This is a genomic window from Paraburkholderia edwinii (assembly GCF_019428685.1).
Classification (GTDB): Bacteria; Pseudomonadota; Gammaproteobacteria; order Burkholderiales; family Burkholderiaceae; genus Paraburkholderia; species Paraburkholderia edwinii.
Genome location: NZ_CP080096.1, coordinates 2,782,834 through 2,797,893, shown reverse-complemented (window position 1 = coordinate 2,797,893; position 15,060 = coordinate 2,782,834). Strand labels below are relative to the sequence as shown.

Annotated in this window: 12 protein-coding genes; 1 reads left to right on the top strand and 11 read right to left on the bottom strand. The window is 61.4% G+C overall.

The window, feature by feature from the left end:
• Nucleotides 1-5: 5 nt before the first annotated feature.
• On the top strand, nt 6-806 hold the full coding sequence (locus KZJ38_RS33865; RefSeq protein ID WP_219801374.1) for an N-acyl homoserine lactonase family protein: 801 nt from the start codon (nt 6-8) through the stop codon (nt 804-806).
• A gap of 76 nt (nt 807-882) precedes the next feature.
• Here the strand turns inward: KZJ38_RS33865 and KZJ38_RS33860 are convergent, their stop codons facing one another.
• The 11 genes from KZJ38_RS33860 to KZJ38_RS33810 form a co-directional block, all read right to left on the bottom strand.
• A complete protein-coding gene (locus tag KZJ38_RS33860) occupies nt 883-2,145 on the bottom strand; it encodes a YbfB/YjiJ family MFS transporter (RefSeq protein WP_219801373.1) in 1,263 nt (420 codons plus the stop codon).
• A 25-nt stretch (nt 2,146-2,170) separates the two neighbouring features.
• Nucleotides 2,171-3,157 carry a LysR family transcriptional regulator gene (locus tag KZJ38_RS33855; protein WP_219801372.1) on the bottom strand — a complete coding sequence of 329 codons (987 nt, stop codon included), beginning with the start codon at nt 3,155-3,157 and terminating at the stop codon, nt 2,171-2,173.
• Nucleotides 3,158-3,225: 68 nt separating this feature from the next.
• Nucleotides 3,226-4,164: a LysR family transcriptional regulator gene (locus KZJ38_RS33850; protein ID WP_246642102.1), complete on the bottom strand. Its 939-nt coding sequence runs from the start codon at nt 4,162-4,164 to the stop codon at nt 3,226-3,228.
• Nucleotides 4,165-4,407: 243 nt separating this feature from the next.
• On the bottom strand, nt 4,408-5,295 hold the full coding sequence (locus KZJ38_RS33845; protein WP_219801370.1) for a LysR family transcriptional regulator: 888 nt from the start codon (nt 5,293-5,295) through the stop codon (nt 4,408-4,410).
• A gap of 191 nt (nt 5,296-5,486) precedes the next feature.
• Nucleotides 5,487-6,230 (bottom strand): aspartyl/asparaginyl beta-hydroxylase domain-containing protein, encoded by a 744-nt coding sequence (locus KZJ38_RS33840; protein WP_219801369.1) that lies wholly within the window; start codon nt 6,228-6,230, stop codon nt 5,487-5,489.
• Between the two features lie 31 nt (nt 6,231-6,261).
• Nucleotides 6,262-7,479, bottom strand: coding sequence for an NO-inducible flavohemoprotein (gene hmpA, locus KZJ38_RS33835; RefSeq protein WP_219801368.1), 1,218 nt, complete (start codon nt 7,477-7,479; stop codon nt 6,262-6,264).
• 192 nt (nt 7,480-7,671) lie between these two features.
• Nucleotides 7,672-9,123, bottom strand: a complete 1,452-nt coding sequence (locus KZJ38_RS33830) for an efflux transporter outer membrane subunit (RefSeq protein WP_219801367.1) — start codon at nt 9,121-9,123, stop codon at nt 7,672-7,674.
• Nucleotides 9,116-10,291, bottom strand: coding sequence for an efflux RND transporter periplasmic adaptor subunit (locus KZJ38_RS33825; RefSeq protein WP_219801366.1), 1,176 nt, complete (start codon nt 10,289-10,291; stop codon nt 9,116-9,118). Before KZJ38_RS33825 ends, KZJ38_RS33830 begins: the two co-directional genes overlap by 8 nt.
• Nucleotides 10,284-13,499 (bottom strand): efflux RND transporter permease subunit, encoded by a 3,216-nt coding sequence (locus KZJ38_RS33820; RefSeq protein ID WP_219801365.1) that lies wholly within the window; start codon nt 13,497-13,499, stop codon nt 10,284-10,286. The genes KZJ38_RS33825 and KZJ38_RS33820 overlap by 8 nt, the downstream gene beginning before the upstream one ends.
• Nucleotides 13,500-13,832: 333 nt before the next feature.
• On the bottom strand, nt 13,833-14,336 hold the full coding sequence (locus tag KZJ38_RS33815; RefSeq protein ID WP_219801364.1) for a DoxX family protein: 504 nt from the start codon (nt 14,334-14,336) through the stop codon (nt 13,833-13,835).
• 46 nt (nt 14,337-14,382) lie between these two features.
• Nucleotides 14,383-14,697, bottom strand: a complete 315-nt coding sequence (locus KZJ38_RS33810) for a BufA1 family periplasmic bufferin-type metallophore (RefSeq protein ID WP_219801363.1) — start codon at nt 14,695-14,697, stop codon at nt 14,383-14,385.
• Between the last annotated feature and the right edge of the window lie 363 nt (nt 14,698-15,060).

The window sequence follows — 15,060 nt, the reverse complement described above, 5'->3', positions numbered from 1 at the left end:
TGCCCATGTCAGGCCCGATTGAAAACTATCGCGTCTATGCGATCAAGTACGCTCATCACGACCGCCTTGCAAGCGTGAATTTCATCGGCGGCGATCCACACGACGAACCGATGCCGCTCGACTACTTCGTCTGGGCAGTGGTTGGAGAATCGCGCGTATTCGTCGTCGATACCGGCTTCGATGCGCAAACGGCAAAGCAACGCGGCCGCGAAGTGCTGACGCCGATCGAAACCGGTCTGAAGAAAATCGGTATTCAGGCAGGCGAGGTCGAGGATGTGATCATCACGCACATGCATTACGACCACGCCGGCAACCGCAATCTGTTTCCGCGCGCGCGATACCACATCCAGGATCGGGAAATGTCGTTCTGCACGGGCCGCTGCATGTGTCATGGCGCGTTGCGCCACACCTTCGAAGTTGACGATGTGAAAGCGATGGTCGATCGCGTGTTCGAAGGACGCGTTCAGTTTCACGACGGTGCATCGGAACTCGCACCGGGGCTGAGCGTGCACTGGGTCGGCGGCCATACCGGAGGGCTGCAGGTCGTGCGCGTTCATACCGCGCGCGGCTGGGTCGTGCTGGCCTCGGATGCTTCGCATCTGTACGCGAATATGGAGCAGGGGCGGCCCTATCCGATCGTCTACAACGTCGGCGACATGCTCGAGGGCTATGCGGCGGTTCACGCACTCGCCGATTCGGAAGCGCATGTGATCCCGGGCCATGATCCGGAGGTGCTGCGCCGTTTTCCGGCCCATGAGCGCGACACCGAAGGCTGGATCGCGAGGCTCGACGCTACGCCTCGCTGACAGCCGCCTGACGGACGGCTCATGCGTTAGCGGAAGGTGCCGCCCGTTCGTGGTGTACGGGTGGTCTATCAGTGGCCTATTCGACCGGCGTCTGCGACCGAACGAACAGCAGTGCGCACAGATCGGTTGCCAGCGCCAGAACAAGCGCCGCGGTCCCAATCACAAACAGAATCCGGTAGTTGCCGCCGTCGTGGCCGAACAGGTACGAAAGGCCATAGGCCGCGGCCGCCTGCATCGTTGCGAAGTAGGTCGTGGCGGTACTCCATGCTCGCTTCTGCTCGGCCGGATGATGGGCCAGCAATTCGTGCAGGCGGCCCAGTACGAGCGGCACGATGCCGGGCACGGCCGCGCCGACGAGCACGCTCGAGACGATCAGCGCGACCGGGCCCTGGGCGAAGGCGGGCAACGCGACGCTGACGATCTGCAGCACCAGGACGCCGCGCAATGCGGGACCGAACCCGATGCGGTCGGCGATATGCCCGGTAATCAGTGGGCCGAGGATCGCGCCCAGGCCAAACATCACCCAATACTGCGCGCCCGCATCGAGCCCCTTACCGAGCCCGCGCGTGACGAAATCCACAAGGAAGATCATGTGCGGAACGAGTCCCGCGGCATTCAACGCATACTCGATGTAGAGCGCGCGCAGCGTCAGAGGCGTAGCGGCGCGTGCGTGCGACCGCCGGCGGGAAGCGGTGTGTTTCGGCCGCTGTGCCGAGACCGGAGACGTGGTGGATGCGCTTCTGTTCGCATGCGGCTTCGGCCAGCCATTCCACGCCACGAGGGTCAGCAACAGCCCGCAGACGCCCAGTCCGATCCACGTTTCAGTGAGGCTTTCACGCAGCAGCGCCGGCACGATGGTGCCCGATGCCGCGATACCAAGACCGATGCCGCTGAATATCGCTCCACCGACGAATCCGCGGCGCGACGAGGACACGTGAGAAAGAATCGTCGGTGCCGCCAGCACCATCAACGCGCCGCCTGACAGTCCCGATACGAAGCGCCAGGCGAAGAACCACGAAAAGGACACCGGCACGGAGCAGGCGAAGAACGAGACGCTCGCCAGAAGCATCATCGCCCGCAGCACGAGCGTCGAGTCGGCGCGCCTCGCGAACCATCCGCCCGACAGCGCGCCCGCAAGATAACCCCCGAGATTCGCGGCGGCGAGATAGGCCGCCGTCGATGCCGGAAACCAGTGGGCGGCGATGATCGCGGGCAGCAGCGGCGTGTAGGCGAACCGCGCGAGGCCGATGCCGACGAGGCTCGAACACGCGCCCGCAAGGGCGCCCCACCAGACATTGAACGCGGGTGTCATCGTTGTACCGGCTGCTGCATGTCGCATACGGGTTCCTGGGTATCCTGAGTTTTCAGACGGGGAGTCGTGTCGCAATTGTTCCGGCGAGCTTCGCGGCATCCGACGGCGTCGATTTTTCGAGCGCGACATCGTCTTCCTCGAGCGCTGCGGTAATCCACGTCCTGAAGAACTCGATCCACGTCTTGATCTTTGCGTCCAGGTACTGCCGGGACGCGTACAACAAATAGATGTTGAGTTCCTGGAGGCGATACTCAGGCAGCACTTTCACGAGCGCGCCCGAACGGAGCGCCGACCGGACGGTCAAGGTCGGCAATGCGCCAATGCCCATGCCGTCGTGCAACGCGACTGCCATCGCATCGGGAACATTGACGCGGAAGCGCTTCGCAGGTAGCGCAAAGCTGTACGTACCGCCCGGGCCGGTCAGCGTCCACTCGTCAGCGGGAAAGATCGGCATGGCCACCTGCAGACAGGTGTGGCTGGCGAGTTCCTCCACGGTCGACGGATATCCGTGACGTTCGATATAGGCGGGTGCGGCACACAATACGCTGTGCACTGTGCCGACTTTGTGCGAGATATAGATCGAGTCAGGCAGACTGGCTGGCGACACGCGCAGCGCCACGTCATACCCTTCTTCGAGAAGGTCCGGGACGTTTTGCGACAGCGTGAGATCGACTGTCACGTCGGGGAAAAGGTCCTGATAGGTGGCAATTGCCGGCACTACGTAGTTCTGCCCGATGCTCGACATCGAATGCATCTTCAGTGTGCCGTCGGGCTTGGCGAGTGCGCTCAACGCCTCGGCTTCCGCGTTGGTGACGGACGCAATGATGTCGTAGCAACGGCTTAGATAACGCGAACCGGCTTCGGTTAACGCGATCCGGCGCGTCGTGCGATTTACGAGCCGCGTGCGCAGATGCGCCTCGAGTTCCGAGATGCATCTCGACACGTAGCCGGCCGTCGTGTCGAGGTGCCGCGCGGCGGCTGTGAAGCCCCCGGCTTCCACCAGGGAAATAAACGCCTTCATGTTGCGGAATGTATCCATACTCTGGCGGGGTAAGACAAGGGCTCGAGGACGACATTCGGATAATCGGATCCGGCGACGCGTGTCTGCTATATCTGCACGGGCTGTCTTGCCGCGTCGGCTTCGCCGGGGCACGCGTACAGGCCACCGTCCCGGAAGAAGTCGACGCAGAAGTCGACGAAGGTTCTTGAGCGCACCGGCAGCAGTTCCCGGTCGGAGTAGAAGAGGCAGATTTCGCCCGCCGGATTGCGTGCGGAACAGTGCGGGAGAACGGGCACGAGTGCGCCCGTCGACAGGTCTTCATGCAGCATCGCTTCGGGCAATGTCGCGATGCCCAATCCGGCTAGCGCGGCGGCGCGCAGCGACACTTCGTCAGCGTCGATCGAAGACATGGGGGCGACGCTGGCCGCCCGCCCGTCTTCGAACAGATTCACCGAATTCGAACCGCTCTGACGCAAGTCGGAGTGGATCAACAGGTAGTGTGCGTCGAGGTCAGCCAGGCGTTGCGGGGTGCCCCATTTATCGAGGTAATCGGGCGACGCGACGAGTACGCTCGCGGACCGGTACAGTGTGCGTCGAATGACGCCTTGCTGATCGACGAGGGTCGCAGGCACCATCGCCATATCGAACTGCCCGTCGTATAAATTGACCGCACCGCTTTTGACGGATACCTGAAGATTCACATTCGGCGCAATCGCATGGTAGTCCGATATAAACCGCGAAAATGACGGACTAACAAGACCATGATGAACCGCAAGGCGTAAGCGGCCGCTGTCGACCTCTCTTTGCCGCATGATGCGTCGATGCGCCTCATCGAGTTCCTCGATGAGCCTGCTGCAACTCTGGTAGTAGGCGAGGGCAGCATCGGTGAGGGTGATCGAACGCGTGGTTCGATGCAGCAAGCGCGTCTGGACGCGATCTTCGAGTTTGGAAACCGCCTTGGAAATAGCACCGGTCGTCACACCGAGCGATTCGGCGGCCTTACTGAAGCTCCGGTGCTGCGTAGCCGCAACAAAGGCTCTCAACATTTGGAGCTGATCCATCTACACCTCGCTGCAAAAAGTCAAATGGCCGCTCGCGTTATCGCTCGAAGCCCGGCAATTTGCTCGCTGCTGGCGAAGGTTGCTCGTTGGACACCACTCATTGATTGTTGAGCGAACGCGTGACAATAGCTTAACAAGCTTCTCGTTCGATCAATGACGGTTTGTTGCGATGGGGATATCTGAAACGGAGATTACTTCGGCTGTTCGCATCGAAGCGGCGCGGCGCCGTTACGCCGCCGCCATGCGTGCCCCAAGCTCCGAACGAGCGACGTCGACAAACGATTGCATCGCGCTGGAGACATAGGCGTCGTGCCGGCGGATAAACAGCGTCTCGACGTGGCCCTTGCCGTCAGGAAGCGCGTGCATGGCTAGCAGATGGTGGTTGGGGTTTGCCGAAACAACCGATTGTGGCAGCAGGGTGACGCCTACGCCGGCCGCCACACAGGCGACGATTGCGTCGATCGAACCGAACTCGAGCGGTGCGGAAACGAAGATTCCCATCTCGGCAAGCAGCGCCTCAAGCCGCTGACGATATGAGCAGCCTAGCCGGAACACAATGGTCTTCAGATCCTGAACGGCGGACAGCGCATCGAGCGACCGTATCGCGCACGGGCTCACCAATACCAGCTCTTCGCGGAAAACAGTTTCGGTGTGAAGATCGGGATAATCGAGCGGCCCCGCGATAAATGCGCCATCGAGCCGGCATTCGATCACATCGCGCGTCAGGCCCGAGGTCGTGCCGGTCGACAACGACAGCCGTACCTTCGGATACATGCGCGTAAACGTTCCGAGCACGGGTGCAAGGCGGATCGCAGCGGTGGTTTCAAGCGTTCCGAGGTTCAATGCGCCGCTTGGTGGGCCGTCGTCCACGGCCGCCGTCTTCGCATCGGCAAGCAGCTTTGCCATGCGCGCGGCGTACGGCAGCATGCGCTCTCCGGCGGGGGTCATGCTGACGCCGCGAACGTGTCTTTGAAATAGCGGCACGCCTATCTCGCGTTCGAGCGAACGGATGCGTGCGGTGACGTTGGATTGCACGGTATGTAATTCGACGGCCGCCCGATTCATGCTACCGAGACGGGCAACCGCTTCAAAGACCTTGAGATCGGCGATGTCCAATCGTTGCACCTTTCCGTTGCACCATTCGAAAACCCGCTTCCGGCCGCATAAAACGATTCGTATACGGGCCGCATAATGCTATATCAGTTCGGCTGACGTAATACTTTCTATACCTTACGTGCCGATGGATGCGTGCGCATGCGTGGCTGCGATGGGGAGAGCCGTGATGAAACCATCGGGCATCGATGACGCTAATCGCGATCCGTACTATCGGATCGGCTACCCTGCGCGCGAAAGACGAAAGACAGCCTGCTTTTCCAGCGCGACAACAATATGGAAAGATGGATACCCCAGACAACGGCGCTGGACAGTACGGCCAGGTCGAACGGCATCGATCGACGCCTGACGTCCAGCAACAGGACGACGCGATATTCGTCGCTTTCGTTACGGACAGCGTGCTCGAACGAGTCGTCCCATAGCACGAAGTCCCCTTCGCGAAGGCGGTAGTCGCTTTGATCGATGGTTAGTACGGAGGCAGGCGTGCCGTCGCGATGCGTGGGCATGGAAAGCACGAGATAGCCACGCAATACGCCGCGAAACGGGCCTCGATGCGGCGGGATGAGCGTGCGCGGCCCGAGAATCGAGAATGAAGCCGAGAGCACGTCGGGTGACCTGGCCAGAATGTCGGCAACAGTGGGGCATTGCGCGAGATTTCTGTAAAGCGTCACACCGTATGCACGCATGATAAACACGCGCCAATCCGTGCTGTCATCCGTCGAATCCCGATTCTGCGCAGACGCAGACATATGAAAACGAGGGATATTGTTCAGATGCCTCATTGCGCGGGATGCTTCGATACTGATTTTCTTCCAGTTCGAGACGAACATCCCGGCATCCGGAAACAGTTTCTCTGCGTCGAGAATCGCTCCATCCGACATCCGGCGGTCGAACCACCAGCGAAGTGCTCCGACCGCGCAGTTGTAGATCCAGGGCATTCGGTCTCTCGCGCTGAATGACCTGTCGCTTCTATGCTCCGTGCTTCTCCGTTGAAGGCGCTGCATCGAACAGCTGCGCGGCGGGACCGAAAAATTCATATCGGACTTGCGCCGGCGGCACGCCGATCGTCTTCAGGTGTGTGCCGATTGCCTTCATGAAAGGCTTCGGCCCGAGGAAATACACATCGACATCGTTCGAGGACGGCATGAATTCGCGCAGCCGCGCTTCGTCGAGATAGCCCGCTGCGTCATGCGCGCTGTCTTCCGCGCGCGGCTTTTCATACACGTAGAAGCGCTTCAGTTGTTGCGGGTTGCGCGTGGCGAGCTCGTCGATAAAGTGACGGAATGCATGCACGCCGCCGTGACGCGAGGCATGGATGAAGTGCACGGGACGCGACGTTTTCAGCGCAACGCGCAGCATCGCAAGCGTCGGCGTAATACCCACGCCGCCGCTGATCAGCACGAGCGGCTTCGTGCTGTCTTCGAGCGTGAAGTCGCCGGACGGCGCAAACACATCGAGCGTGTCTTCCTCGATCACATGATCGTGCAGGTAATTCGACACCTTGCCGTTCGGCTCGCGCTTCACACTGATCCGGTACTCATGCCCGTTCGGCGCGGCCGACAACGAATAATTGCGGCGCACTTCCTCGCCGTTAATCATCAGACGCAGCGCAATGAACTGGCCCGGCTTGAAGTCGAGCAGTGCGCCGCCATCCGTGGGGCGCAGATAGAACGACGTGATCTCATCGCTTTCGCGCACCTTGCGCGCGACCGTGAACTTGCGCGTGCCGCGCCAGCCGCCCGGCGCCTCCGCCTTCGTCGCATACGCGCTTTCCTCGAGCCCGATCAGGATATCGGCAAGCTGCTGGTAGGCCGCGCCCCACGCTTCGATGACCGCGTCGGTGGCGATCTCCGCGCCGAGCACTTCGCGGATCGCTCGCAGCAGACACGCGCCGACGATCGGATAATGCTCGGGCAGGATATTCAGCGATACGTGCTTGTTGACGATCTGCGAAACCAGACCGCCCAGCTGCTCGAGCTGATCGATATGGCGTGCGTACATCAGCACGCCGTTGGCCAGCGCGCGCGCCTGATCGCCGTTTGCCTGGTGTGCCTGATTGAACAGCGGGCGCACTTGCGGATACTCGGCGAGCAACGTCTTGTAGAAGTGGGCAATGAGGGCTTCGCCGCCGCTTTCGAGCAACGGAATGGTGGCTTTGACGATAGTGCGATGTTCGGTCGACAGCATAAAATGTCTCCAGCGGTAAATTGAAGCACATCAGGGTAAGGGCTTTCAGGTCAGCATCTTAGGTGTACGACGTACTCCGTTCTGCCGATTATATGAAGCGGGAATGGCTCGAACGATAGGTGCATCGGAAAGCGAGTGTTTCCTCGTCGCGCGGAATAGATGACGTCAAATGGGTGTTCCTCGTACGGCGTGTCACCGCGTCGCTGCGATCGGTACCGTCTTTGCGTGATCGACTGGCTCGTTGCGCCAGCCGCCGCCCAGCGCACGGATCAGATCGACGTTTGCATCGAGCTGCCGGGTCCTGATGTCGATGACGCCGCGTTCCGCCGTCAGCGCGGCGGTTTGCGCATCGACTACTTCAAGATAGCTGACCGCGCCCCGACGGTAGCGTGACAGCGCAAGATTGACCGACAGGTCAGCCGCGTCTACGGCCTGTTGCTGCTGCGTTGTCGCCATGCCGAGCTGCGTAAGCAACGTCAGATCGTCTTCCACCTGTTTGAACGACGCGAGAACGACGCTGCGGTAGCGTTCGCCCGCCTCGGCTGTCGCTGCTTTGGCGGACTGGACTTGCGCGCGCCGCTTGCCGCCGTCGAACAGATAGACAGCGAGCGCTGAGCCGAGCGCCCAGTACGAACTTGGCAAGCTGAGCAGGTCCGCGTAGATCGAACTTTGAAAACCGCCCTGTGCGCTAAGCGTAAGCGATGGGAAGTAAGCCGCGCGCGCCACGCCAATTTTCGAGTTGGCTGCTGCGACCCGGCGCTCGGCCGCTGCGACGTCGGGCCTGCGTTGCAGCAACTCCGCCGGCACGCCCGCAGGAATCGCAGGAAGCGGCACCGGTTCCGTGTTTGGCGCGACCGAGAAGTCCGATGCCGAGGCGCCGACCAGCGCGGCAATCGCATGCTCGAGCAGCGCGCGTTTAGCCTGCGCTTGCGTGAGATCGGACTGCACGAACGACAGCTGAGTGGTGGCGCGCGCAACATCGAGTTCCGATGCCACGCCGCCGTCGTGCCGCTTGCGCGTCAATTCGAGTGCCTTCCGATCCGCATCGATCGTGTCTTCGAGCAACTGGATCTGCTGATCGGAGCCGCGCAAGTCGAGCCAGGCGCGCGCGAGCTCGACCTCGAGGCTCAGTTGTGTCGACGCGAGATCATCGTTCTCAGCCTCGCTTTCTTCCTTGCTGGCCGCGACCGTGTCCCGGACGCGTCCCCACAGGTCAACCTCGTAATCGGCTTCAATGCCGAGCGTCGCGGCGTTGTAGTCGGTCGGGGCGGTCACGCTGCGCAGCGGCCGGGTGTCCGACTCGCGCGCACGTTGCGCCTCGCCCCCTGCCGAAACCTGTGGATAGAACTGCGAACGGGCCTGCCTGACGAATGCCTGCGACTGCACATAGTGGTAGTAGGCGGCGCGCAGATCGTGGTTGTGGGCGATCAGCTGCGCTTCGAGTTCGTCGAGCCGAGGCTCGCGATACAGTTTCCACCACCCCGCGCGATCGAGCCGGTCGGCCGGCGCCGCGACCGTCCATGATGTCGACGATTGGTAGTGCGCCGCGACGGGCACGTCCGGAACCTGATAGTGCGGGGCGAGCGAACAGCCGCTCAAGGCCGCGAAGCCGGCAAGGAACGCAGCTGTCCGTAACCTAACCATGACTCGCCGCCTCGACGCCGTTACGCGCGACATGCACGCGATCGCCCTCGCTGAGACCATCGGGCGGCGTATCGATCACGCGGTCGCTGCCGCTTAGTCCCGAACCGATTTCTACGGCCTTTCCCAAATCCTGTTCGATCGCCACCGGCTTGAATCTGACTTCGTCGTGGTTGTTGACGGTTGCCACACGCAGACCGTGCTCGTCGAAGATCAGCGCGCTTGCCGGTATGCGCATCGCGCCATCGGGCGCCGGCAGCGCAAAGTGCAGCGTCACGAAGCTGCCGGGCAACAGCAGGTGCGCTGCGTTATCCACCTGCAACTGCACGAGCGTCGTGCCCGATGACGCGTTCACAGCGTCGGCGAGACCGACAATATTGGCCGTGAAATGCCGGCCCGGATATTCGGGAACCGTGAAGTCCGCGCTGCCGCCGCGCTTGACCATCGGCGCGTAAAACTGCGGCACATGCACATAGACGCGCAACCGGTTCACGCTCGATACCGAGAACAATTGCGTGTGGCTGCTGCTGCCCGCGTCGATCAATGCGCCGATATCGGTATTCCTTGCGGTGACGACACCGTCGAACGGCGCGACGATAGTCGCGAATGCCTTCATCGCAATCAGTCTGTCCACATTCGCTTGCGCGGCCGCGACACGCGCTTTCTTTTGCGCATAGTCCTGCGTACGGTCGTCGACCTCCTGACGCGATACCGCGTCGGAATCGAGCAGCGCTTGCCAGCGCTCGGCGCTTGTTTTCGCGAGCGCAGCGTCGGCCTGCGCGCTTGCGAGGTCCGCTTTTGCCTGAATCAATTGCTGATCGAGTTCGGGCGTGTCGATGGTCGCGAGCACCTGTCCGGCTTTCACGCGGTCGCCGATATCGACGCGCCACGATTTGAGGTAGCCGTTCACTCGCGCATAGATCGGCGCATCGGTGAATGACTCGAGACGCCCGGGCAGATTCAGTGCGCCGTCGGATGCGGGTGGCGTCGGCCGGATCACCGTGACGGTTGGGATCGCCTGCGTTTCGGTCCAGTCCTTGAGTTCGCGACTGTTTCTGGCGCGTACCGCCGTGCCCGTGGCGAGAATGACGACCGCGGCGGCCGCGCCGATCATTCCGGCGCGCGAGAGCATGCGCCGCGGCGTGGAACGCGGTGTGGGTTCATCAGACATGGGAGGGGCCTCCGGAAATCGTCGGTAGCGCGGAATCGCGCCCCTTACGTGAATGCACGATGCAAAAGACGGCTGGCACAAGGAACAGCGTCGCGGTGGTCGCGAAGAGCAGTCCGCCGATTACGGCGCGGCCGAGCGGCGCATTCTGTTCGCCGCCTTCGCCGAGGATCAGTGCCATCGGCGCCATGCCGATCATCATCGACAGTGCTGTCATCAATACGGGGCGAAAGCGCGTGGCGCCGGCTTCGAGCGCCGCTTTGAGCGCGTCGCCGTGCACCGCGAGACGTTCGCGGCAGAAGCTCACCACGAGGATAGAGTTCGCCGTGGCGACCCCCATGCACATGATTGCGCCAGTCAACGCGGGCACCGACAGCGGCGTGTGGGTGGCGTACAGCATCCATACAATGCCCGCTAACGCGAGCGGCAACGCCGTGATGATCACGAGCGGATCCGACCACGACTGGAAGTTGACGACGATCAGCAGGTAAATCAGCACAACCGCGCCGATCAGCCCGAACAGCAGGCCGCTGAATGCGCTGTTCATCGTCTGCACCTGGCCAAGCAGGACAACTTTCGCGCCCTTGGGCACGGCGTGCGCATTGTCGGCGACGATGCGCTGGAGATCGGACGCCACTGCACCGAGGTCGCGCCCTTGCGTCGTTGCGAAGATCTCGACCATCGGCTGGATGTTGTAGTCGTCGACGACGGCGTTGCTGGTTGTGCGGCGAATCGTGGCCACGCCGCCGAGGATTTGCCCGTCGCTGACCGCCGGGCCGCCTCCGACCGGCAGGTTGGCGAGCGAGGGGAGCGTATTGAGTCCGTACTGCGGCGTTTGCAGCACGATCGGATACTCGACGCCGTTGGCGGCATTCAGCCAGTACGTCGGGGCGACCTGACCCGAGCCTGCCATATGCACAACCAGGCTATTCGTTACATCGCGTTCGGTCACGCCCTGCAATAGCGCCTGGGTCCGGTTCACGTCGACGTCGAATTGCGGATCGCTTTGCGATTGCTGGATACGCGCGTCGACCACGCCGGGCACATGGCGAATCTGGCGCAACAGCCGGTTGGCGTAGGTGAAATCGGCCGGCAAATGGCTGCCGCGAATCTGCAGATCGATCGGCGCCGGTGCGCCGAAGTTCAGGATCTGACTAACGATATCGGCCGGTGGGAACGAGAACGTGACGCCGGGAAACGCCTGTGGCAAGGTCTCGCGCAGCTTGCGCACGTATTCGCGGGTGGGGCGGTGGCCCTCTTTTAGCGAAACCTGAATGTCGCCGTCCTGCGAGCCGATCGTGCCGGTATTGTTGTAGGCCGTATTCAGGCCGCTAATCGACAGGCCCATATTGTCGACCATCGTGCCGAGCTCGGTTGGCGGGATGGTCGCCTGAATGCGTTTTTCCACGGCCGCGAAGATCTCGGCTGTCTTCTCCACACGCGTGCCGACCGGCGCGCGGACGTGCATGAGGACTTCACCGGCATCGACATCGGGGAAGAAGTTGCGGCCGAGAAACGGCACCAGTGCGAGCGACAGCACGGCAAACGCAAAGAAGCCCGACACGAAACCGCGACGATGCGTAAGCACCAGTTCGAGCATCGCGCTGTAGTGCGTGCGGACGCGCTCGAAGCCCGCCTCGAACCGGCGCTGGAAGAGAACCAGCGGATTCGACGTTTTACGCGGGGCGTGCGCGTGTTCTGGCGAGTTTTCGGGTGCGTTTTCGGGCGCATGAGGTTTGAGCAGATACTTCGCCATCGTCGGCACGAGCGTGCGCGACAGAATGAACGACGACACCATCGCGAAGATCACCGCCTCCGCCATCGGTACGAACAGGAAGCGGGCCACGCCGTCGAGGAAAAACATCGGGACGAATACGATGCAGATACACAGCAGCGACACGAATGCCGGCGTCACGATCTGAGCGGCACCGTCGAGAATCGCGTCTTCGACCGCCTTGCCGTGTTCGAGATGCCAGTTGATGTTTTCGATGGTTACGGTGGCATCATCGACGAGAATCCCGACGGCGAGTGCCAGCCCGCCAAGCGTCATGATGTTCAGCGTTTCGCCGAGCGCCGACAATGCGGCAATCGAGCCGAGAATGGCGAGCGGAATCGAAGTTGCGATGATGACCGTCGAGCGCCAGCTGCCGAGGAACAGCAGGATCATCAGGCTCGTGAGCACCGCGGCGATCACCCCTTCGCGCGCGACACCGGTTATCGCCGCGCGCACGAAGACCGACTGATCGCCGATCACATCCACCTTGAGCGCGTCCGGCAAAGACGCCTTTGCGTCAGCCACTTTTTGCTTGACGCCGGCGATGATGGCGAGCGTGGACACTGAACCGTTCTTCAGGATCGTCAGCAGGACAGAGCGCTTGCCATCGACGTGCACGATGTTGGTCTGCGGCGGGCTGCCGTCCGTCACGTCAGCAACGTCATGCATGAAAACCGCGGTCCCGTTGGCGGTCTTGATCGGGATATTCCCGATAGCGGCAATCGACGACGGCGCGCTGTTCAGCTGCACGATGTATTCATAGTCGCCGACTTTCTCGGTGCCGACGGGCGTAATCAGGTTTTGCGCTGCGAGCGCGTTGGCCACGTCCTGCGCGGACAGTCCGCGCGCCTCGAGTTCGGACGCCTTGACGTTGATCTGCACTTGCCGCGTTTTTCCGCCATACGGATAGGGCAGCGAGGCCCCTTCGACCGTGGTCAGAATCGGTCGCAACTGGTTTAGGCCGAGATCGCCAAGGTTCTGCTCCGTGAGGCCCTTGCCGGAAAGCGCGAGCTGGACGATAGGAACAGTCGAGGCGCTATACGTCACGATCAATGGCGGTGTCGCGCCGGGCGGCAACTGCTTGAGGATGTACTGGGCGATCGATGTGACCTGCGCGTTTGCCGTGCGGATGTCCGCGTGCTTCTGGAAATAGATCTTGACGACCCCATAACCGGAGATGGACCGTCCCTCGATGTGCTGCACGTCGTTGACCGTGGTCGTCAGCACGCGCTCGAACGGCGCCATCACGCGCCCCTCCATCTGATCAGGCGGCAGCCCCGTGTATTGCCATATCACGGCGATCACCGGGATATTGATGTCGGGGAAGATGTCGGTTGGTGTCCTGAGCGCCGAGAGAATGCCGACGATAAGAATAAAGATGGCCAGCACGACAAACGTGTAGGGCCTCTTCAACGCGATGCGAACGATGCCAACCATGCGGACTCCAGAATTGCAGAGACGGTGACGCTCTCCTCTCACCGCGACTTGAAGGGCGCTTCCCGGATTTATCGATCGCAGGTTGTGCACGACATCGTCGGCGATGGCTCAAAGTACTAGCGTCAAAGCATGCCTGTTCTGGCGTTGCGTGTTCAACGGCTTATTTGCCAAGAATCACTTATGAATGAGTGAACAATCGAGGTGGGGACACGCGGCGCGTGCATGACGATGCAAGGTCGACCATGCTCGCGCCGGTTTACTTTCGTTTAACGAACGAATGCTTACTGGCCGTGAAGGCAGGAGGTAGGGGGCTCAACGCAATGTGCGCTGAGATCATTGCCGTTTGATCGATCGCGACAACAGATGATCGATCGACATTGCGCCGGGTCCCCATGCGGCTATTCCCAATGCCATCGCCGCCCAGGTGATATGGATCGGCCAGCCATCAGGTACGGTCAGTTCGATGACGCATGTCATGAGGAACAGGCCGAGCGCGGCGAAGCGGGTACCGAAGCCCAGCACCAGCAGCACGGGAAAACCGACCTCGCCGCAAGCGGACAGAAAGGCAACGACTGCAGGCGCCGGAAACGCATAGGGGCCACCGGGCAAATGCAACTGGAACTCATCCGTGAAGAGGGCGATCGCCGTATCGTTCAGTTGAAGAAATCCATGCCACTTAAGGATGCCTGAACGCCAGAACGGTACGGACAACGCAAGGCGCAAGACGAGTTGCGTGAGCGAGGGCTGTGCCAGTTTGCGCACGAGGCCGCTCGCCAGGCCAATCTTCGTTGCCACACAAGCCGCAAAAGTGGGCTTGGCGTTTTCCAGTTTGGACATCGTCCTCATCTCCACGTTGGGTGGCGGTAAGTCTTGAGATGCGCGATCAGGACTTGATTGGCGCGAGCGAGCCGTGATTGCCGGCCGGCGTCACGATGCTCGTACACGTGCCGCCCTGAACGAACTTCCACGAGTTACCCTGGAAGTCGGTCGTCGATGTACCCTGGCACGTCGTGCCCGGACCCGCAGCGCAGTCGTTCTGTCCTTTCAATGCGACGCCGAAGCACTTTTCCTTGTGAGCCGCGACTGCCGCGCTGGCTTCTGCCTTGGTCAGCGGCGCAGCGTGCGCGGCCGTTGCGAGCAGGGTGGCCACTGCGCTTGCAAGCAGGGCGGAACTAACAGCGGTCTTCTTTGCAGACATTGACTTCTCTCCGTGGAATTGGACTGGCGTACCGAAACGGGTACGGCCGCCGATAGTAACGAGAAGTCATTTCGAGTGCAGTGACATGACATGGAGATCTGTCGTATGGGGTACTCCATATGAGGCGTCAAGCGAACTTTCAACGAGATGACGCATTGATTGGCGTTGTCGAGCTTTTTGCACAAACGGCTATGATCTACAAGCGTATTTATGAAGCGGACGACGTCTGCCAGGTGCCAAACCGGATGAGCTAAATGTCGCAATGCCTGGCAAATTTGTGAGCTTTCGGAAGAGAAGAGTTGAGCATTTGTCAAAACCGCACGCATCCGGGCGTTGCTATGCAGGCGCTCAAAGCTGGGCATG

Coding starts and splice junctions, on each gene's coding strand:
- KZJ38_RS33865 (WP_219801374.1), top strand. CDS start 6: ATGTCAGGCCCGATTGAAAACTATCGCGTCTATGCGATCAAGTACGCT.
- KZJ38_RS33860 (WP_219801373.1), bottom strand. CDS start 2,145: ATGCGACATGCAGCAGCCGGTACAACGATGACACCCGCGTTCAATGTC.
- KZJ38_RS33855 (WP_219801372.1), bottom strand. CDS start 3,157: ATGGATACATTCCGCAACATGAAGGCGTTTATTTCCCTGGTGGAAGCC.
- KZJ38_RS33850 (WP_246642102.1), bottom strand. CDS start 4,164: ATGTTGAGAGCCTTTGTTGCGGCTACGCAGCACCGGAGCTTCAGTAAG.
- KZJ38_RS33840 (WP_219801369.1), bottom strand. CDS start 6,230: ATGCCCTGGATCTACAACTGCGCGGTCGGAGCACTTCGCTGGTGGTTC.
- hmpA (WP_219801368.1), bottom strand. CDS start 7,479: ATGCTGTCGACCGAACATCGCACTATCGTCAAAGCCACCATTCCGTTG.
- KZJ38_RS33830 (WP_219801367.1), bottom strand. CDS start 9,123: ATGGTTAGGTTACGGACAGCTGCGTTCCTTGCCGGCTTCGCGGCCTTG.
- KZJ38_RS33825 (WP_219801366.1), bottom strand. CDS start 10,291: ATGTCTGATGAACCCACACCGCGTTCCACGCCGCGGCGCATGCTCTCG.
- KZJ38_RS33820 (WP_219801365.1), bottom strand. CDS start 13,499: ATGGTTGGCATCGTTCGCATCGCGTTGAAGAGGCCCTACACGTTTGTC.
- KZJ38_RS33815 (WP_219801364.1), bottom strand. CDS start 14,336: ATGTCCAAACTGGAAAACGCCAAGCCCACTTTTGCGGCTTGTGTGGCA.
- KZJ38_RS33810 (WP_219801363.1), bottom strand. CDS start 14,697: ATGTCTGCAAAGAAGACCGCTGTTAGTTCCGCCCTGCTTGCAAGCGCA.